17 protein-coding genes and 2 riboswitches are annotated in these 18,282 nt (G+C 70.5%); of the genes, 6 read left to right on the plus strand and 11 right to left on the minus strand.

The window, feature by feature from the left end:
• Window position 1: 1 nt before the first annotated feature.
• Genes ECOMGDLI_RS01240 through ECOMGDLI_RS01250 form a run of 3 tightly spaced genes read left to right on the plus strand, consistent with a single transcriptional unit; the run spans window position 2 to window position 3,638 of the window.
• On the plus strand, window positions 2-1,489 hold the full coding sequence (locus tag ECOMGDLI_RS01240) for an MBL fold metallo-hydrolase (RefSeq protein WP_088312850.1): 1,488 nt from the start codon (window positions 2-4) through the stop codon (window positions 1,487-1,489).
• A complete protein-coding gene (locus tag ECOMGDLI_RS01245; protein ID WP_369812692.1) occupies window positions 1,489-2,772 on the plus strand; it encodes an MFS transporter in 1,284 nt (427 codons plus the stop codon). Before ECOMGDLI_RS01240 ends, ECOMGDLI_RS01245 begins: the two co-directional genes overlap by 1 nt.
• 35 nt (window positions 2,773-2,807) lie before the next feature.
• Window positions 2,808-3,638, plus strand: a complete 831-nt coding sequence (locus tag ECOMGDLI_RS01250) for a nucleoside phosphorylase (protein WP_088312810.1) — start codon at window positions 2,808-2,810, stop codon at window positions 3,636-3,638.
• A gap of 17 nt (window positions 3,639-3,655) precedes the next feature.
• Here the strand turns inward: ECOMGDLI_RS01250 and ECOMGDLI_RS01255 are convergent, their stop codons facing one another.
• From ECOMGDLI_RS01255 to ECOMGDLI_RS01300, 8 genes are all read right to left on the minus strand, one after another.
• On the minus strand, window positions 3,656-4,225 hold the full coding sequence (locus ECOMGDLI_RS01255; protein ID WP_143447413.1) for a class I SAM-dependent methyltransferase: 570 nt from the start codon (window positions 4,223-4,225) through the stop codon (window positions 3,656-3,658).
• 53 nt (window positions 4,226-4,278) lie between these two features.
• Window positions 4,279-5,043, minus strand: a complete 765-nt coding sequence (locus tag ECOMGDLI_RS01260) for a helix-turn-helix domain-containing protein (RefSeq protein ID WP_088312814.1) — start codon at window positions 5,041-5,043, stop codon at window positions 4,279-4,281.
• Between the two features lie 105 nt (window positions 5,044-5,148).
• Window positions 5,149-7,608 (minus strand): type IV secretory system conjugative DNA transfer family protein, encoded by a 2,460-nt coding sequence (locus ECOMGDLI_RS01265; protein ID WP_088312816.1) that lies wholly within the window; start codon window positions 7,606-7,608, stop codon window positions 5,149-5,151.
• Complete coding sequence (locus ECOMGDLI_RS01270) at window positions 7,605-9,509, minus strand: VirB4 family type IV secretion system protein (RefSeq protein ID WP_369812693.1); 1,905 nt, start codon at window positions 9,507-9,509, stop codon at window positions 7,605-7,607. The genes ECOMGDLI_RS01265 and ECOMGDLI_RS01270 overlap by 4 nt, the downstream gene beginning before the upstream one ends.
• Window positions 9,510-9,574: 65 nt before the next feature.
• On the minus strand, window positions 9,575-10,630 hold the full coding sequence (locus ECOMGDLI_RS01275; RefSeq protein ID WP_088312818.1) for a PrgI family protein: 1,056 nt from the start codon (window positions 10,628-10,630) through the stop codon (window positions 9,575-9,577).
• A complete protein-coding gene (locus tag ECOMGDLI_RS33550) occupies window positions 10,611-12,002 on the minus strand; it encodes a hypothetical protein (protein ID WP_158220834.1) in 1,392 nt (463 codons plus the stop codon). Before ECOMGDLI_RS33550 ends, ECOMGDLI_RS01275 begins: the two co-directional genes overlap by 20 nt.
• Complete coding sequence (locus ECOMGDLI_RS01295; RefSeq protein ID WP_088312854.1) at window positions 12,002-12,247, minus strand: pilin; 246 nt, start codon at window positions 12,245-12,247, stop codon at window positions 12,002-12,004. The genes ECOMGDLI_RS33550 and ECOMGDLI_RS01295 overlap by 1 nt, the downstream gene beginning before the upstream one ends.
• Window positions 12,248-12,556: 309 nt before the next feature.
• Window positions 12,557-13,354, minus strand: coding sequence for a hypothetical protein (locus tag ECOMGDLI_RS01300; RefSeq protein ID WP_088312826.1), 798 nt, complete (start codon window positions 13,352-13,354; stop codon window positions 12,557-12,559).
• 207 nt (window positions 13,355-13,561) lie between these two features.
• On the opposite strand from ECOMGDLI_RS01300, the gene ECOMGDLI_RS01305 reads away from it, so the two are divergent.
• Together ECOMGDLI_RS01305 and ECOMGDLI_RS35175 are read left to right on the plus strand one after the other, a co-directional pair.
• A complete protein-coding gene (locus ECOMGDLI_RS01305; RefSeq protein WP_143447415.1) occupies window positions 13,562-14,164 on the plus strand; it encodes a hypothetical protein in 603 nt (200 codons plus the stop codon).
• Window positions 14,151-14,402, plus strand: a complete 252-nt coding sequence (locus ECOMGDLI_RS35175) for a hypothetical protein (RefSeq protein WP_088312829.1) — start codon at window positions 14,151-14,153, stop codon at window positions 14,400-14,402. The genes ECOMGDLI_RS01305 and ECOMGDLI_RS35175 overlap by 14 nt, the downstream gene beginning before the upstream one ends.
• Window positions 14,403-14,552: 150 nt before the next feature.
• On the opposite strand, the gene ECOMGDLI_RS01315 is transcribed toward ECOMGDLI_RS35175, so the two are convergent.
• The 3 genes from ECOMGDLI_RS01315 to ECOMGDLI_RS01325 are packed head-to-tail and all read right to left on the minus strand — an operon-like array spanning window position 14,553 to window position 16,414.
• Window positions 14,553-15,338, minus strand: a complete 786-nt coding sequence (locus ECOMGDLI_RS01315; protein ID WP_088312831.1) for a (2Fe-2S)-binding protein — start codon at window positions 15,336-15,338, stop codon at window positions 14,553-14,555.
• 6 nt (window positions 15,339-15,344) lie between these two features.
• Window positions 15,345-16,217 carry a CbtA family protein gene (locus tag ECOMGDLI_RS01320; protein ID WP_088312833.1) on the minus strand — a complete coding sequence of 291 codons (873 nt, stop codon included), beginning with the start codon at window positions 16,215-16,217 and terminating at the stop codon, window positions 15,345-15,347.
• A 26-nt stretch (window positions 16,218-16,243) separates the two neighbouring features.
• Window positions 16,244-16,414, minus strand: a complete 171-nt coding sequence (locus tag ECOMGDLI_RS01325; RefSeq protein WP_088312856.1) for a CbtB-domain containing protein — start codon at window positions 16,412-16,414, stop codon at window positions 16,244-16,246.
• Window positions 16,415-16,492: 78 nt separating this feature from the next.
• Window positions 16,493-16,645, minus strand: a riboswitch (cobalamin riboswitch).
• 101 nt (window positions 16,646-16,746) lie between these two features.
• Window positions 16,747-16,937: riboswitch (cobalamin riboswitch) on the plus strand.
• Between the two features lie 161 nt (window positions 16,938-17,098).
• On the opposite strand from ECOMGDLI_RS01325, the gene ECOMGDLI_RS01330 reads away from it, so the two are divergent.
• Window positions 17,099-18,282 (plus strand): cobyric acid synthase (locus ECOMGDLI_RS01330; protein ID WP_088312835.1); only part of this gene is annotated, 1,184 nt, incomplete at its 3' end.

Genomic DNA, 18,282 nt, shown 5'->3' on the forward strand with positions numbered 1-18,282 from the left:
CGTGTCAGGGGTGCCGGGTGTTCCGGGTGTGATTGCTCTCGTCGACGAGGGGCTGGGCAACTCGGCCTACCTGGTGGATCTCGGTGATGGGCGTGCTCTTGCTGTGGACGCCAGCCGGGACCTGCGCCGTCTGCGCGGGGCCGCTGCGGGGTCCGGGCTTCGGGTGACGTTCGCCGCCGAAACCCACCTGCACGCCGACTTCTTGTCCGGGGCGGTCCAGCTCGCCGCTGACGAGGGAGCCCGGGTTTTGGCGTCCGCCGCCGGCGAGCGGCAGTTCCCGCACACGGGCCTGAAGGACGGCGACGAGGTCGACCTCGGCGGGTTGCGGCTGCAGGTTCTGGCGACGCCTGGGCACACCGGTGAGCACCTGGCGTTCCTGCTCCTGGACGGCGACCGCCCGCTCGGGGTGTTCACCGGTGGGTCGCTCATCGTGGGCTCCGCCGCCCGTACCGATCTGGTGTCCCCGGACCGGACCGTCGAGCTCGCTCGGGCCCAGTACGCATCGGTCCGACGGCTGCTGACACTGTCCGACGACCTGCCGGTATGGCCGACGCACGGCGCCGGTTCGTTCTGCTCGGCTCCTCCTGGCGCCGACCGGACCACGACGATCGGCCGGGAGCGGACGACCAACCCGCTGCTCGTCGGGATCGGTGGGCCCCCCGCGGGCGAGGACGAGTTCGTGTCCCGGCTCCTGGCCGGCCTCGGCACCTACCCCACCTACTTCGGTCGCCTCGGCGAGCTCAACCGCCGTGGGCCGGCTCTGGTCCCGGTCCCGGTCACCCCATCGGCGCTTAGCGTCGATGACGTCCTGGCCCTGCAGGGCAGGGGCGCTCAGGTAGTCGACGTTCGACCCGTCGAAGCCTTCGCCGCCGGTCACGTTCCCGGATCGTTGTCGAACCCGCTGCGCCCGGCCTTCGGTACCTGGCTCGGCTGGCTCGCCGATCCCGAGCGTCCCGTGGTCGTCGTCTGCGACCGGCCCACCCCGCACGACGTCGATGACCGCGACAACGTCGACGAAATGGACGAGGTCGTGTGGCAGGCCCTCAAGGTCGGCTTCGACAATGTCGTCGGCGAACTCGCCGGTGGCCTGCGCGCGTGGCGTGACGCTGGGCTGCCGGTCACCGCCACGAGCGTCGTCTCTGCGTCCGAGGCGGCCGGCGACACTGGACGGACGACCGTCCTGGACGTCCGTCAGGACAGCGAGTTCGCGGCCGGGCATGTGCCGGGAGCGGTCCACCTCGAGCTGGGCCGGCTCCTGGACCCTGAGGCGGTGGCGGCGATCCGGCCCGGGCCGGTGCTGGTCATGTGCGGGCACGGCGAACGGGCGATGTCCGCCGCGAGCCTGCTGCTCGCGGCCGGGCGCACCGATGTCGCCGTCCTTGCCGGAGGCCCGGACGACCTCTGCGCCGCCACTGGCACCGACCTGGCCCGTGGTCCGGCAGTCTCTGGGAGCCCGGCCGTCTCCGAGGGCGCGGGGGAGCGGTCGTGATCCCGGATCGGGGTACTCCCAGGCTCGGGCTCGGCGTCAACGCGGCCCAGTTCACCCTGCTCGTCGCCGTCAACGCGCTCGTCGGAGGGATGCTCGGCCAGGAACGCACCGTCCTGCCGCTGCTCGCCGACCAGGTCTTCAAGGTCCCGGCGTACACCTCGGCTTTGGGCTACATCGCCGCGTTCGGTGCCGTGAAGGCCGCGACGAACTACCTTGCCGGCACCCTGTCCGACCGGTACGGGCGCAAGCCCGTCCTCGTCGCCGGCTGGCTCGTCGGGCTGCCCGTCCCGCTGCTGCTCATCTGGGCGCCTTCCTGGGGTTGGGTGATCGCCGCGAACGTGCTGCTCGGCGTCAACCAGGGCCTGACCTGGTCGACCACGGTCATCATGAAGATCGACCTCGTCGGCCCCGCCCGACGCGGGCTCGCGATGGGCCTCAACGAGGCCGCCGGGTACGGCGCCGTCGCCGCGACCGCCCTGGCGACCGGCTACCTCGCCGCCCGCTACGGGCTGCGACCGGCACCGTTCTACCTCGGCCTCGCCTTCGCCGCCCTCGGCCTGGGGGTCTCTACCCTGTTCGTCCGCGAGACCCACCACCACGCACGCCTGGAAGCGGGCACCCGCACCACCCCTGTCCCCAAGTCGGACGACGGGGCGAGCCATCACGGTGGGCTGACCGACCGGCAGATCTTCACGCGGACATCGTTCAGCGACCGTGCACTGTCGTCGGCCAGCCAGGCCGGGATGGTGAACAACCTCAACGACGGCCTCGCCTGGGGCCTGTTCCCGCTGCTGTTCGCCGCAGCCGGGCTGTCCGTGGCCCGGATCGGCGTCCTGGCCGCGCTCTACCCGGCGGTCTGGGGCGCCGGCCAACTCGTCACCGGTGCCCTGTCCGACCGGGTCGGACGCAAACCGCTCATCGTCGCCGGGATGCTCCTGCAGGCCGCAGCCCTGGCGGGGTTCGCCATCGCCACGTCGTTCGCGGGCTGGGCCGGTGCTGCGGTCGCCCTCGGCGCCGGGACCGCGATGGTCTACCCGACCCTGCTCGCCGCGATCGGCGACGTCGCCCACCCGACCTGGCGGGCCCGCTCGGTCGGGATCTACCGGCTCTGGCGTGACGGCGGGTTCGCCGTCGGCGCCCTGCTCTGCGGCCTCGTCGCCGACGCCTGGGGCATCCGCCCGGCGATCTGGACCGTCGCGGCCCTCACCGCCGCCTCCGGCCTGCTCGTCGCCGCCAGGATGTACGAGACCATGCACCGCGAACCCGCATCGCAATCGGCCTGACCGCCGGTCAGCAGACACGCACCTGGACTGGCGACATGTGTCGGCCGAGAGGAGCCCTGACCGTGAAGCTCGCGTCGACCGGTGGCGCACCACCATTGCTCCAAGGCAAGGCGTACGCCGAGCCGTCGGTCTTCCGGCCGGAGAACCTGCTGCGCGAGGCGCGCCGGCAGAAGCAGCTGTCGGACCGGCCCGTCCCGGACGTCTGCCTCCTCGACCCCGACGGTGACGTCGTCCGCCACCTCGTCGAGACCGGGCGCGGTCGCCTCGAGCCGGGCTGGGCGTGCTACCACACCCAGATGTGGACCACCGAGTGGGACGGCCTGCGCGCGGGCGTCGTCGGTTGCGCGGTCGGAGCCCCGTTCGCGGTCCTCGTCGCCGAGCAGCTCGCCGTCAGCGGAGCGACCCTCGTCGTCAGCATCACCTCCGCCGGCCAGCTTGCGCCACTGGCTGACCCGCCGTACTTCGTCCTCATCGACCGCGCCCTGCGCGACGAAGGAACGAGCCTGCACTACCAACCACCGAGCACCTGGTCCGACCTCTCCGGCCACCTCGCCGCAGCACTCGCACCCCTCACCACCCCACGCGGCACACTGTTCAGCGGCTCGTCGTGGACGACCGACGCGCCTTACCGCGAGACCGAGGCAGCGATCGCCGTGGCCGTCGACGCCGGTGCTATCTGTGTGGAGATGGAGGCCGCAGCCCTGTACGCCTACGCCGCCGCCCGCGATCGCGACGTGGTCTGCATCGCCCACGTCACCAACTCGATGGCCGTCGCCGGCGACGACTTCGAGAAGGGCGACACCAACGGCGCCGGCGCAGCGCTCACCCTGGCCGCCGCTGTCGCCCGTGCCGTCGCTGCTCGCTGAGTCACGTCAGGCGCGGCTCATGGCGCCCACAAGGTGCCGGTGACCCACTCCCGGGTCACCGGCAGCCCGGGAACGTCGATCCGTCGCAGCCCGCCGGTGTCGAAGCCTGCTGCGGTGAACGTGGCGGCCGTGTCCCGGGTTGGGTTACAGCCGGCGCCGAACCACCGCCAAGGCACCCGCAGCCGTTGCTGCCACGCGGCCAGAGCCGGGTCTAGGGACCGCACGTGCTCCAGGACGAGGACCTGTCCACCCGGCCGCAAGACGCGCCGGATCTCCGCGACTGCGGCGGTCGGGTCCTGCACGGTGCACAGGGTCAGCGTCGCGAGGACGGTGTCTACGCTGGCGTCATCCAACGGCAGCGTCTCGGCCCCCACTTGGTGCACGACCGCGCCCGGTGGCAAGTTCGGGGTGAGCCGGCGGACCATGTGCGGGTCGGGCTCGATCGCGTGGACGGCGGTCACGGCCGGGCCGAGGTGCGGCAGGTTCAGCCCCACCCCCGACCCGAGGTCGACGACCACGCCCCTGGCGGACGCCAGCAGCGCCCGACGTTCCGCGCCGACGGGACCGGCCTCGATGCCGCGGGCCATCCGGGTGTAGAGCGCTGCGAACACCGGGTGCGCGACGTGCGTCCCCGCCGCCGTCACCGTCGCCCACCGGTCTTGGTAGCGACAGACGGCGCGGGCGCCGTCCCGCGGGCCAGGAGCTGGGTGAGCATGTCGACCACCTCGTCGTCGTCGAAGTCTTCCCGGCCGGCGGGCAGGCCGACCGGGGTGCCGGCGGGGTCCCAGTGCCGGTGTACCGCCCACAGCACACACAGCTCCACGACGGTGCGGGCCACCAGCTCGACCACCCCGGGGACGACCAGGTGGCCGCTGGCGCCGCGCCGACGCAGATAGTCGGCCATCGCCCCCATCTGCAGGGAGCGGCCGTCCTCGAACCAGACCTGCCCCAGCTCGGAGAACTCCGGCGCGCAGCGATCGACCAGCTTGATCCCGAACCGGTTCGCGGACAGCCGCCGGTACAGGTCGGCCACCACCGCGGTGAGCTCCTGCGGCCCCGTGACGCCGTCTGGTGGTTCGTCCCGCAACAGTGCCGCCGTCAGCTCGAGGTCCGGGAGCTGCGCGGCGAGCCTGCCCCGGACGACCGCCGCGAGGTCGCCGGGCAGCCCTGGTGCGACCGGCAGCATCGACCGGTCCGGCAGCGGCTCGACCCCGTCGGCGTACCTCAACGCCGCAGAGAAGAGCGCGAGCTTGCCGGTCGCGTACCCGTACAGCGCGCCCTTGCTGACCCCGAGCACGTCCGCGACGTCCTGCACCTGCGCCCTCTGAAACCCATGCGCCACGAACACCTGTGCAGACGCCGCGACCACAGCGGCGAACCGGTCCGGCGGCATCCGACGAGGCATGATGTGACTGTTTCATAACTGACCCAGTCGGTCAATATTGGCGGCGTTCTCAATCAGTTGGCGATATCGGTCCGCATCGTGCCTGTGTTGCCGCGGGGCCTCCGGTCAACTGTCCGACACCTTCGCAGGCGCGAGCGGCATCGGGGTGGGACGGCTGGTGTCCGCAGCTGTGCGTTGAGCGGGCTGAAGCTCGTTCGTGCGGAGCGTGAATGCGGGGTTCTCCCGGCCGTTGGTGACGAGCCGGGTGGCAGCGGTGTAGGCGTCGAGGTGGGCGAGGTCATGTTCGTCCAGTTCGGGGAGGGTGTGCCGCGCGAGGGCGTGGGCATCTTCGGGCGAGCAGGTGAAGTAGATCTTGTTGCGGGCGTTGGCGGAGATCGCCAGCTGGGTGTCGCGGGGGAGCTGGGCGAGGTGCTGATGGGCCAGGACGAGCGAGAGATGGTAGCCGCGGGCTTCGGCGAGCATGTCGTTGACGGAGCCGGCGAGGTTGAGGATGTTGTGGGCCTCGTCGATCACGACGGTGGCGTCCCGGCGGCCAGGCTCCGACTGTCGGGTTCGGGCGGTGGCGGCCTGCCAGACCGACGCGAAGATCATGGAGCCGAGCAGCCGGGAAGTCTCTTCGCCGAGTTGGCCTTTTGGCAGGCGCGCGATGAGGATGCCGCCGCGGTCGAGGATGCGGGTCATGTCGACGCTGGATCTTGGTGTCCCGATGGTGGCGCGGACGAAGTCGCGCAACAGGAAGGCCCGGAGCCGGGCCAGGACGGGGCCGGTAACTTGGGCCCGCAGCGCGGGTGGCGTGGCTTCGAACCATTCCCAGAAGCCTTTGAGGCCTTCGGGGTCGGTCAGGTCGACGGTGAACGGGGCACGGAACTGCCTGTTGTTCAACAGCGGCGGCACGGTGAGCAGAGTGGGGTCGGGGTGGCGCATCACGGTCAGGCAGGCCACGCGCATGACGTCGTCGATGCGAGGTCCCCAGTGGCGTTGGAAGATCGCGGCGAAGATCGAGACGATGTTGTCGACGATGAGGTCTTCGTCGCCGCCGGGGCGTAGCTCGAGCGGGTTCAGAGTGGCGCTCTTGGTGGGCTGATCGGGGTCGATGACCACGAGCCGCTCGAGGGCGTGGTCGGGGATGCGGTCTTGGACGTCGCGGGCGAGGTCGCCCTTGGGGTCGATGAGGACGACGCCTCGGCCGGCGCGGATGTCGTCGAGGACGAGGTGGGCGAGCAAGGTGGATTTGCCGACGCCGGTCGAACCGAGGACGTGCAGGTGGTGGCGGGCATCGACAACCGGCAGGGCGACGGTGTGCCCGCCGACGGCGGCCCGACCGAGGACCTTGGTGCCGCGACCACCGGCCGGCACACCGATGGGCGCCGGGACGCTCTTCGCACGGGCCCGCTCAAGCCCAGACACTGCGAGGTCTGTCGGGAGAGCGGCGAGAGCAGTGAATTCGGCCGCATCGACGAGGAACCCTCGGTGAAGTCGCCGGTCAGCGAGCACACGGTCTGCGTGAGTCATGGGAAGCGCCCGGAACCTGTTGCTGCCCGCGTAGACGGCATGCGCGGCTGCGATTGCGTGGGCGAGCGTGATCAGGCGTCGCGCTATCGCGTCGGACTGTCTCTGTCGGCGCCGCAGTGGACTATCCGGTGCCGATGTTGTGCCGTCAACCAAAGCAGCGGTGTGGGCGACGGCGTACCGCAGGGCGATCTCCCAGTGCGGACCGTTGGCTTTGGCCAGGACCTCCGTGTTGTCGTGACGCTGCATGGGGTCGGCAGCTGTGCTCCGACCTGCAGCTGTGGTAGTTCGGGGCGGGTGGCTGAGCAGGCCCGTCAGGGTGCCGGCGAGCAACCCGGCAGCCGCCTCGGGGAGGCCGCGACTCGTGCGTCGTCCGCTCGCGATGGCTGCAGCGGAGGCGCGCAGGCGGGCGATCTGGCGGGGGCTGGCCGGTCGGGCCAGGACCTGGACGCAGGCGGCCTCGGTGCCTCGCAGGTGGGAGGCGGCACCGAGTAGGGCGCGCTTTGGGTCGCTCTGGTGGTCGGTGGCGATCGGGTAGCAGTGCGCCCGAGCGGGGACAAGGGCCCCGCCCGTCGCTCGTGCCGACCGTTGACCCCGCGGGCCTCGCGGACTGTCGCTGGCGGGGATGGTGGGGAGGGGCGTGACGGCGGGGTCGATGCGGGTGGTGGCGCCGGGCCAGGCGGCGACGACTGCGGCGGCGATCGGTGCGGCGGGGACGGTGCCGGGGACCCAGAGCAGGATCTGCAGGTGGCGGCCTGTCCACCGGTATTCGAGGCTGACGTGAGGGGCCCCGGTCCGCAGGCGGCGCCGTCGGGACGGGATGAGCAGTCCGTGCAGGTTCGCCCAGAAGGCTGCGGCACCATCCGCTTCGACGGTCGCGGGTGGGGTGATGAGGACCTGTTGTGCGCCGGTGAGGAGTCGTTGGTGCCGTCGCGTTCGGATGGCGCGCCCGGCGAGCTGCCAGCCCCCAGCTCCGCAGATGGCCGTTGTGAGGACGGCCGCGAGCGTGAGGGCGTGGGCAGCGATCAGTCCGGCGGGGGTGATCGGCGGTGTCACGTCGCCGCCGCGGTGTCGTCGTCCGGCTCGCTGCTGAGGACGGCGGTGACGGTGGCATGTTCGGTGGGGGAGGCGATGGCGAGGTAGCTGACGCGGGATGCGCCGGCGACGAGCAGAGCTTCACCGCGGGGTGCTGCGAGTAGCAGTCGGGCTTCGCCGGTCGTGAGGTGGAAGACGTCGGCGACGGCGTCGATGGCTTGTGGTGCCTGCCGCATGAGGATCTGGGTGGCGGCGTTGGCGATGACGACCTGGCCGAGGTCGGAGCTGAGCAGGTCGGCTGCGTCCTGGGTGACTACGGTGATCCCGGCGTTGCGTTTGCGGGCTGACTTGGACATCCGGGCCAGGAACCGGGCGCCGTCGGGTTCGCGCATCAGCGTCCAGGCCTCGTCGACCACGACCAGTCGGCGTTGTGGTCCCAATCGGAGGTCTGACGCCTGCCGGGGTGGTAGGTATCGGACGCCTGGTTGGCCAACCCGTCGGGTGGCCCGACTCACCGAGTTGGCCAACCGGGCTTGCCGGTGCGCGCTGGTTGGACCCTTTGACGGGTCTGGCGGGGATGGTTGGTCGACGTCGCGCCAGATGGCGTCGAGGGCGAGCAGCATGCCGGCGGCGCGTAGTTCGTCGGGGAGGTGGCGGGTGGACCAGACGACGAGGTGCCCGCTGGGGTTGGTGGTGGTGGGTCCGGCGAACAGGTCCTTGAAGGCGCCCTCGACCCAGGGTGACAGTCGGGCGGCCAGGGTCGCGGCGGCCGGGTTGGTCTCGCCGATCCGGGTCAAGGCGGCGGCGAGGTCGGCGAGCACGGGCGCCGGCCTGGTCCAGGTCGACGGGTCGTGGCTGATGCCGGCGGCGGTGTAGGTGGCGGTGATCGCGGCGTCGAGTGCGGCTCGTTCCTGCGGTGGCGGCTGTTCGCCGAGCAGGACGCCGATCAGGGTGTGCAGGAACAGCGCTCGCCGGGTCAATGCATCGCGCGGGGTGGGCCCGCTGGGAATGTCGAACGGATTGACCCGGACCTCGGCAGCGCCGAGGCGGACCACGCGTCCGTCGACGGCTGCGGCCAGGGCGGTGTACTCGTCCTCGGGGTCAATCACGGCGACGTGGACGCCGTCGTACAGCTGGCGCAGCACATCGAGCTTGACGAGGTAGGACTTGCCGGCGCCGGAGCGGGCCAGGACGACCGCGTTGTGGTTGTCCTGGGCCCAGCGGTCCCACCAGACGATCCCGCCGGAGGCGGTGTTCACTCCGTAGAGGACGCCCCCGGGTGTGGCGTCCTCGCCGGGCAGTGGCCCGGGTAGATCGGGGCAGGCCAACGGGAACGCGGCTGCGAGAGCGTCGGTGTCCATCACCCGCCGCTGGTTCAGACCGTCGTGGCCGAGGGGCAGGGTGGAGCACCACCCTGGGAGTTGGCGCCAGGTTGCGGGGTGGGTGTCGAGCAGGACGGAGGCGGCTGCCGCGCGGACCTCGGCAACGGCGTCCGCCAGGAGCGCCCGGGTGGGGGCGTGAACGGTCAGGTAGAGCCCGACCCGGAACAGGCGTGCTTGCCCTCTGGCCAACCGGTCGGCGAGGGCGGCGGCGTCATCCGCGGCGGCCTCGACGAGGGGGTCGTCGAGTCGGCCGCGGTCAGCGTCGATGCGGCGGGAGGACTCCAATCGAGCCCGTTGCCGCCGCAGCCTGCCCGTGGCGACCTCGGTCGGTAGCGGGTCGATGTGGACCGCGACGTCCAACCTGCCGGCCCAGGCCAGCAGTGGCTCGAGCCAAGCGATGCCGACTTCGGCCGGATAGCCGCAGACGATCAGGGTGGCCGCGTAGCCGTCGCCGACCCGCACGTAGCCACCGGCTGTGGTCACCGCTGACGGGCCGATGACCTCCGCGAGGGTTGGGCCGTCGGCCCGGCCCGCGAGCAGGTCGCTGCGGCGGTGACCGCGGCGTCGTCCGTCTCGCCTTGCCCGGTCGGAAGCCCGCGAAGCTCTCACCGCCGCCCCCAGGAGGCTGGGCGTCCGGCGGGCTCGTCAGCGAGGTTGTCGTCCAGGCTGAGATCGTCGATGGCGCTGTCGGTGTACTCGTCCCAGGCGGTGGTGGTGGCTGTGACCGGGATGCCGGGGGCGGTACGGGGGCTGGTGGCATCGGTGGACCCGTACGGGTCGGCTGCCGCGGAGAGGACGGCGGTAACCTCGCCGGCGCTGAGGACCCGGCAGCGCACTCCGACAGCGGACAGAGCATCAGCGGTCGCGGCAGCTCGGCGTTGCACGTCCGATCCCACGGTGCCGGCTCGGCTGACGCTGGGGCTGGTTACGGCGATGGTTACGGTTCGCTGGAGCGGGTCGTGGGACTCCATCAAGTCGAGCAGGAACCAGGCGTAGTCGACGGCAGCACCGGCCAGGGCCGGTGAGGTCAGGTCGTGGGCCTGCTCGACGACGCGTTCAGCGTGAGTGCCGAGGTCGAGTCGCGTCGTCGACAGGACGATCTGCGCCGGGCTGGTCAAGGCGTTGAGCCACCGTGCGAAGGCGCCGACCTGGGCGGCCTGTTCCGCCGAGCTGTTCAGGTTCGCGGTGACCGTGGTCGAGGCGACCAACGCGACTGCGGTCGCTCCCGTGACGAGCGTGCCGTCGTCGTCGATCGCCGAGGTCGGCAGCCGCAACATACCCAACCGGCCCGTCTCCGCCGTGGGGTTCGTGGTCGTCAGGGGCGCCCAGTCCGGCGTCCCTGAGGATGGATGGACTGGCAGAAGCCGGCGCGGGCCGCGGCGATGGGTGAGCGCAGCGAGCAGCCAGGCATCGAGGCTGACCCCGTCACGTCGTCCCATGGCGACGGCGGCGGCCAACGCGGCAACCGGACTGGTCGTAGCGACCAGGACTGGAATGGGCACCCGGCCGGCGAGGACTTGCCAGGCGAGGTAGATCGGGACCACGGCGACGGCGAGGACCGCGACCTGCCGGGTGGTCAACCCGAGCATGATCCGGTCGGGGGCATCCAGGTCGGCCGGGATCCGGGCCTGCACGGGCAACTCATCGACGACGCGGTTCATCGCGCCTCCTCCCAGTGGATGGACGTTCAGGTGCGGCAGGAGCTGGCCGGCGCGGGGCTGTCCACGGGACAGGACGCGAAGGCGAGGTCGAGATCACCGGTGGGGATGCGGCCGGAGGGATCGCGGGTTGTCGGGAGCGGTCTGGCCTGCGCTCGCGGGTCGACGCCCCTGCCGTGGGCCGAGGGCTCGCTGCGGTGACAGGTGTCGCGGACGTGGCCGGAACACCGGAGGGTGGCGGAGCCGACGTTGCGGAGGGGTTGGCGGACCTCGGGCGAGCGGGTGCTGGGCCTGAGCCCGTTCCTGAACTTGGGTGGGCTGGGGCTCGACCTGGTCCCGATGGTGGGCGCCGAGGAGGAACGCCGCCGTGTGGCGGCCTGCCGGGGCCACCGCCGCGGCGAGGGCTTGGTCCGCCAGTCCCGCCGGAGCCGCGGCTTGGCCCCGGGGGCCGCGACTTGGCGAGTCGTCCGGCGCCGAAGGCGGTGCGCAGTCCGGTGCCGAGGCCGCGGGTGAGCTGCTGGACGACGACGAAGCGAAGGATGGTGCCGACCAGATTCGGACGCCCGCCCGGGGTGAGTTGGCGGCGCACCAGCGCGGGGATGCGCACCGTGGCGTACAGCAGGACGGCGACGATAAATAGGTTGAACAGCCCGGTCGGGTCCGACGGCATGCCGTAGCTGGGCAGGTTCGCGGCCGGGTCGAGGAAGATCGCCAGGCTGGTGTTGAGTGCCACGGCTTGCAGGACGACGGTGATCGACAGGCCGCCCATGGTGCGCCACCAGGCCTGGGCGATCGGTTCGGTCCAGGGCAGGGCGTGGCAGGCCAGGGCGGCGGGGGCGACGCCGACGGCGACGATGAGTGCGACGAATCGGGCGATCCAGCCGACCAGTAGCAACGCCAAGAGCACGTCGATGGTCAGCCCGATCAGGGTTACCAGCAATGCGGAAGCTGGGTTCGTCAAGGCGCCGGTCACCACGCGCAGCAACGCAGCCAGGGAGCGTTCGGAGGCGATGCCCTGCCCGGTCAGCGCCTCGACGAGCGCGTTCGCCGTGGTAGTGATGGCCTGGCAGATCGGTGGCGCGAAGTTCGCCGCGACCAGTCCGATCACCATTCGGGGCGCCAACTCGGCCAGCCCGTATCTGGACTGGACGGTGTCACGCGTCATCACGACGATGCCCACGGTCATGATGACGACGACGAAGCCGGTGTTCACGATCGCCAGTGCCCGGCCCGAGACGGCGGCGACTTGAGGGAGGCCGGTGACGTCGGGTAGGTGGAACAGAGTGGCGACCAGCAGGGCCCAGGTCTGGTTCAGGGTGTCGCGGGTGAAGGCCAGCAGCCAGGCGGTGGCCTGATCGAACAACCAGCCCATCATCAGACCCCCAGGATCTGCTTCAGAACGGTGAGTACCACCGGCGCCAGGATCGCCAACCCGTATCCGATGGCTGCCGACCGCAGGGCGCTCTTGGCTCGCTCGACCTCGGACGGGTTGCCGTCGGCGGCCATATAACGCAGCCCGCCCAGGGTCAGGAAGAAGGTGGCGAGGGCAGCGAGAATCCCGACCAGCCACCCCGTCGCGTTGTTGATCACGGTGGGTAGGTCCGCGGCCGCCGCGAGCATCAAGACCGCTGTCGTATGCACCGGGACGTCACCTCCTCGTCGAGCTCGCAGAATCCGTAAGTCGGGTGTGGGGATGCCACCGCGGGCGTGGACGGCGGTCGAGCAGAACCCGTCCCTCCCTTCGAGGCACGTCAGCGGTTCTGATGCGGTCCGAGGCGTGAACACGGTCACCGACTCGACCGCCGTCGCCGGCTCCGCGGTGGCATCCAGAACCAGAGGCACACACCTGGTTCCGCCCACCCACGGCCCGGCAACGCCACCCAACCGGACGACGTCGAGGCGCCCGTGAGTCAACGGTTGGCCAACCAGTCACCCGGCGGGGGACAGGGCCACCCAGTCCAGATCGCCGGACCGGATAGCCGCGACCAGGCGGCGTTCGCCGTCGCGACGCCACGACGCTGCCAGATCGACCGTGACCCCGAGCCGGTCGGCGACCACCGTGAGTGGGACGTCGTCCAGGCGGGTGGCGGAGATGAGAAGGCACTCTTCCGGGTCGATCACCGCGGCCGTGAGCGCTCGGGTCAGGACCCAGTCGGGGTGACCCCAGGGCCTCGGTGGTGGGCCCCACGCTTCCTGGACCCGGATGACGTCGTTGTCCCGCACGCTGTTGCGGGCGCGGCGGACGGCGCGGGCGCCGGCGTCGATCAACCGGGAGCAGATGTTCGCTCCGTCGAGGTCGATCGTGGACAGTCGATCGAGGAACCCGGCCAACAGTTCGGCGTCCAGGTCGGCGGTCTCGCCGTGCCAGCCGAACGCCAGCCGGCCAGCCCGGCGACGAAGCCCCGGGATGGCCAACCCGACCACGGCCAGCACCCACGCGGGGTCGCCGCTGCGGGCCAGGGTTACAAGCTCGCGCCACACCGCGTCTCTGACCGTTCGAGGCGTCGCGTCGTCGATCAACAGCCGCCGCAGCCGGTCGACGGCGATTGGTCGATCAGGCAGGCAGTCGATCCGGCCGCCGTCGAAGGTCAACGGTTTCGGGGGAGCGGTGAGCAGTTCGAATGCGCGCTGCGCGGCGTCCAACGGGCTTGCCGGCCATTCCCGTGACGGTGATGCGCAGTCGCGTTCCTCGAGAGCGTGCTCCAAGTGGGTCATGACGATCTCCATCAGTAGAGGTCGGCGCATGCCGCCGACGCCCGTCCATGGGCTCACGCCACTCCAACCGGTTGGCCAACCGTCCCTGGAGGCCATGAGCCGGGTGCGATCCCGTTGGTGCCGGTTGGTCGGCTGCCTCCATCGAACGCTCCCGGACGGTGGGGAACCCGAGCCATGGGTAGGCGTGAACACGACGTCACCGGCAGAACCCCGAACACCATGACCGACAACCACCCCCACCAGCCCGGACCTGAGACGCCGCCTGCGCGACAGCCGCAGTCCGGGCCTTCTGCGGAGGCGATCAACGGTCGCGTTCCGCTCGGTGAGCGCGCTGCGGACAACCTCATCCGGATGGCCACCGCCGCCAGCGGGACCGTCATCGATCTCGACGAGGACCCCACCCTGCGAGCGGCAGCCCTCGCGCTCGGGCGCAGCTACCTGGCCGTTGACCTGACCACGATCGACACCCCGCCGGACCGACCCGCGGACCTGGTCGTGCTTCGCTGGCCCCGTCCGGGCGATCACTCATGGCTCAGCACGGCCGGCGAGGTATTCGCCGGGGCCGAGGGCATCTTGGCGCAGATGGGGCGCGTGGCCGTTTTGCTCGATCCGACTGCGGCCCTCGAATTCGGCATCACGTGGACCGGAACTCTGCTCGCCGCCGCTACCACCGTTGGACTGCCGGTGCTCCAGGACGTCGTCTGCATGCACGACCTGGAGTCAGAAGCAGTGGGCCAGTCCGAAGCGTCCGGATCCGCGACGCTGCGGCACCGCGTCATCCTCCTGCTCGGGACAGGGAGGGCACGCCATGTCGCACACTGAGCCAGCCAGCAGAGGTCGGTCGCCGGTCGGGCCGACGCAGCGACGTGCCTGGACCCCCGACGAGGTCCGAGCTCTCGGTCTGACCACCAGCCTCGAGACCGCCGCCGAGATCATCGGCATCGGCCGAACCCTCGCCTACGAGCTCGTCAAGAACCAGGCGTTCCCGGTCCGGCTGCTGCGGCTGGGACGACGGGTCGTCGTTCCCATCCCAGATCTCCTTCACTACCTCGGAGCCTGAGATGAGGCGGGCTTCGCCGACATGATGTCGATGATCGCTACCCGGGCGGCATTCACCCCCGCGCGAGAAGCCAGGAGCCTTGAGGCGATCTCGCCCGGCGCCTGTCTGCAGGTTTCGAGCGATGGAATCGCCGTCCTCGCCCGGAACGGATCATTCAGGCGTAGGTGTCGGGCCTTCGACGCGGTTTCGGAGGACGCAGTCCCCGCAAAGGCTGGTGTGCCTGGACGTTCCTGCGATGCGGTAGATCAGGCAGCAGGTTTGTCGCCGGAATGTCGCCATCCCGGGCTCGCCGTGGCCGGCTCCACGCAGTGAGGGGTGGCTCGTCAGAAGGGCGGCCAGGCCTCGACTTCGCTGAGCTACATCCGGGCCGGCGCTCGCCAAGACGCTGGCAGCGCCACTCGCGGCGGAGGCGACGTTGCCCCACAGGATGCGGGGGGAGACCGAGAGTGCGGAGGTTGCTTGGACCAGTTGGCGTATGGGGCCGTCGATCAGCATGGCGGGCCACTGGTCGTGGGCGGGTCGGTTGTCAGGACTTGGCTGAAGCTGTTGGTGGGGGATCGACATCGGGAAGGCGCCGCCCAGGACGTTCTGCCATCGAAGTGAGGCAAGGGCGAAAGGCGGTGTGAGGTCTGCCAGCGCCGCGACAGCCAGGGCTGGGGATATCAGGCGAGCGGAGATGCCGAGGTGCACGACGGAGGCGGCGACACGCAGTTCCACGGTTCGTCTCGGGCGGCCGCTGGCCGCGGCGAGGTGGTCGCGGGCGTCGCCTACGCGTGCGCGCAGCAGGCCCGGATCGTCGATGAGGTCGGACAGGGCACGCCATGGTGGTCGGGCCGGTGTGTGAGGGTCGTGGGTGTTCAGGGCGAAGAACGGGCCCAAGACGGTGAGCCGGTCGAGCAGGGCCGGTGGGTCACCCTCGGGGGTGCTGGTGGTCACGGGTCGTCAGGGTGCGCCGACCGGGTTGGGTTCTCTCGGTGTGGCAGCTGTCGCTCGGGGTGGTTGCGGCGTGAGTAGCCGTTCTGCCATGGGTGCGTAGATCAGGCCGAGGGTCGTCCAGAGAATGAGTTGGGCGGCGGCCGAGTAGAGCCGGAAGGAGAACAAGATGTCGGCTGGGAAGCCTGGGTAGACGATCGTGCCCTTGGCATCGGTCAACGGCAGCGGTGTTTCGGTGGCGTGGTGGCCGTAGGTCGACACATTGGCCGGGAGCTCACCGAGTTGTGGCAGCAGGGTCATCACGACACCGATCCCGACCACGTAGCTTGTGCCGGCGACGAGTGTGGCGTTCCAGGTCCCCAGGCGCGGCTGTAACCGCCTGCCTAGAACGGTCGCGCCGACCAGCAGCAGCAGTGAGCAGGCCACCATCGCCAGGTAGAGATTGCCCCGCTGCCCGATGGTGTCCGGGTGGCCGATGGCGGGTGGGTTGGCCGGGTACTTGATGAATGGCACCAGGTAGGTGCCGAGAAAGCCCCCCAGGGCGGTCAGCATCGCCAGCGTGCGTGGGCGAAGGCGACCGACTCGGCCCAGGCAGAAGGCGTAGGCGACCGAGTAGAGCAGGCCCATCGCGATGCCGACAACCACGATGCCGGTACCGATGCCGACGTCCGCTTGGACGGCGCGACTGAAGATCTCCATTCCGGGGATCACCGTCGGCAGTCCAGAGGCCTTGTCCAATGCCTGCTGTGCCGCGTCCCGGCCATTTTCGTAGTCGATCGCGGCCTGGATCTGCGGCTCCGCGAAGATCCTCGCGAAGACGAAGGCGGCCACCCCGGCGATAGCACCGGCGAGCATGCCGCGCAGGACGAGCTTGCGTTCCATGTTCGGTTGTCCTCTGCCCGGCGGGTTCAGTGGCAGGGGAAGCCGAGGAAGTGTCGGGCGTCGTGGACGAACTCGTGCACGTGTGCATCAGCGCCGAACACGGAGTAGGCGCCCTGGTCCACACCGGTGAAGTAATACAGGGCCAGTCCGACCACGACGGCGCCACTCAGCCAGGCGACACCCCTCGATACCGGCATCACGATCGGAGTGGCGACGCGGACGGGTACAGACCAACTGCTCACGGGTATCTCCTTAGGGGATCGTGCGTCCCTCAGCCAACGGAGTGCAGTGACGGGAAGTGTCTGACTCACGACCCGACCCAACAGGGGCAGGTCGTTCACAGTGGCGCGACCGCGCCGGGTTCTCACCGGCTTCCTTGCGCCGTCACTTCCGAGGACTGTAGGGCCGCCGCCTGCGCCGGTCAATCGTGAACCGGTGAGTCTCGTGTGGCCGGGCGAGTGCAGCCGCCCAAGTCCGGGTCGAGGGCTCGCGGCCGCTGCCACTGCGCGCATCTGGGCCCGATTGACCGTGCCGGAGCGGCTGTGGTTGGCTGCATGCTCTGACGGCAGTGAAGGAAGTCCGGTGTGAATCCGGCGCGGTCCCGCCACTGTCACCGAGGAGCGATCCCCTCTCGAACGTCACGGCCGTGTGAGCGGTTGGAAGGCCGGGGGAGAGTATTGATCCGGGAGCCAGGATACTTCGGCCGTCAGGTTGCACCCCAGGGCGAGGACACCCGAGGAGACCTGAAGATGTTCGATTGTGCGCGGGTTCGTACCCGACGATCACCACAGCACGCCGGCTTCCTGCGACCGCCGAACTGACGGCGTGCCGTCGCCTCGTGCGGCGGTCACTGAAGATCTGACTCCAGGGTCGGCCCTTCGATGAAGGGCTCGCTGCTCGTCGCGGGCGCATCCTCTGATGCCGGCAAGAGCGTGTTGACCGCCGGGATCTGCAGGTGGCTGCACCGCAGCGGTGTCTCCGTCGCCCCGTTCAAGGCGATGAACATGAGCAACAACTCCGTCGTGACCTGCGACGGGGGCGAGATCGGCCGTGCACAGGGTGCCCAGGCGGCAGCCTGCGGTGTGCTGCCCGAGACTGCGATGAACCCGGTGCTGCTCAAGCCGGGCAGTGACCGCCGCAGCCATGTCGTGCTGCGCGGGCACCCCCTGACCGACGTCACGGCCGCCGGGTTCCGTGAGCTGCACCCGCAGCTGCAGGCCGTATCACTGGCGGCCTACGACGACCTCGCCGAGCGGTTCGACGTCGTGGTCTGTGAAGGTGCCGGCAGCGCCGCCGAGATCAACCTACGAGCGACCGACTTGGCGAACATGGGACTGGCCGATGCCCGTGACCTGCCCGTGGTCGTGGTCGCCGACATCGATCGGGGCGGGGTGTTCGCGGGTCTGTTCGGCACGGTCGCACTGTTGTCGAAGCGGGACCAGTCTTTGGTGAGCGGGTTCGTGGTCAACAAGTTCCGCGGCGACCAGGCGATTCTGGACCCTGGCCTGGATCGCCTGAGGCACCTGACCGGGCGGCCCACACTGGGCGTGGTGCCCTGGCGGGCCGGGGTCGCCTTCGACGTCGAGGACTCCCTGAGTCAGCAGGACGTCCTGCCCTCGGCCGGTCCGCCGCACGGCAACGATGTCCTGCGGGTGGCGGCCGTCAGGCTGCCCCGAACCAGCAATGCCACCGACGTCGAGGCCCTGGCCGCTGAGCCGGGGGTGGCCGTCCGGTGGACGACCTCACCTGGTGAGGTCGAGGCCGCTGACCTGGTCGTGCTGCCAGGCACCCGAGCGACTGTCGATGACCTGGCATGGTTGCGGGCCTCGGGGATCGCCGCGGTGGTCAGGGCTCGCGCCGAGAGCGGCCGACCGGTGCTCGGGATCTGCGGCGGCTACCAGATGCTGGCCACGGAGCTGGACGACGACGTGGAGTCCGGTGCGGGCTCGGTCGCAGGTCTGGGACTGCTGCCGGTCACGGTGCGGTTCTTCGCCGACAAGCAGGTCGGGCGCCCGACCGGTGTCGGGTACGGCCATGCGGTGACGACGGCCTACGAGATCCACCA

Source organism: Kineosporia sp. R_H_3, from assembly GCF_002198675.1.
In the GTDB taxonomy this organism is placed as follows: domain Bacteria; phylum Actinomycetota; class Actinomycetes; order Actinomycetales; family Kineosporiaceae; genus R-H-3.

Coding starts and splice junctions, on each gene's coding strand:
- ECOMGDLI_RS01250 (WP_088312810.1), top strand. CDS start 2,808: ATGTGTCGGCCGAGAGGAGCCCTGACCGTGAAGCTCGCGTCGACCGGT.
- ECOMGDLI_RS01255 (WP_143447413.1), bottom strand. CDS start 4,225: ATGGCCCGCGGCATCGAGGCCGGTCCCGTCGGCGCGGAACGTCGGGCG.
- ECOMGDLI_RS01260 (WP_088312814.1), bottom strand. CDS start 5,043: ATGCCTCGTCGGATGCCGCCGGACCGGTTCGCCGCTGTGGTCGCGGCG.
- ECOMGDLI_RS01275 (WP_088312818.1), bottom strand. CDS start 10,630: ATGAACCGCGTCGTCGATGAGTTGCCCGTGCAGGCCCGGATCCCGGCC.
- ECOMGDLI_RS33550 (WP_158220834.1), bottom strand. CDS start 12,002: ATGATGGGCTGGTTGTTCGATCAGGCCACCGCCTGGCTGCTGGCCTTC.
- ECOMGDLI_RS01295 (WP_088312854.1), bottom strand. CDS start 12,247: ATGCTCGCGGCGGCCGCGGACCTACCCACCGTGATCAACAACGCGACG.
- ECOMGDLI_RS01300 (WP_088312826.1), bottom strand. CDS start 13,354: ATGGAGATCGTCATGACCCACTTGGAGCACGCTCTCGAGGAACGCGAC.
- ECOMGDLI_RS01305 (WP_143447415.1), top strand. CDS start 13,562: ATGACCGACAACCACCCCCACCAGCCCGGACCTGAGACGCCGCCTGCG.
- ECOMGDLI_RS35175 (WP_088312829.1), top strand. CDS start 14,151: ATGTCGCACACTGAGCCAGCCAGCAGAGGTCGGTCGCCGGTCGGGCCG.
- ECOMGDLI_RS01320 (WP_088312833.1), bottom strand. CDS start 16,217: ATGGAACGCAAGCTCGTCCTGCGCGGCATGCTCGCCGGTGCTATCGCC.
- ECOMGDLI_RS01325 (WP_088312856.1), bottom strand. CDS start 16,414: ATGCCGGTATCGAGGGGTGTCGCCTGGCTGAGTGGCGCCGTCGTGGTC.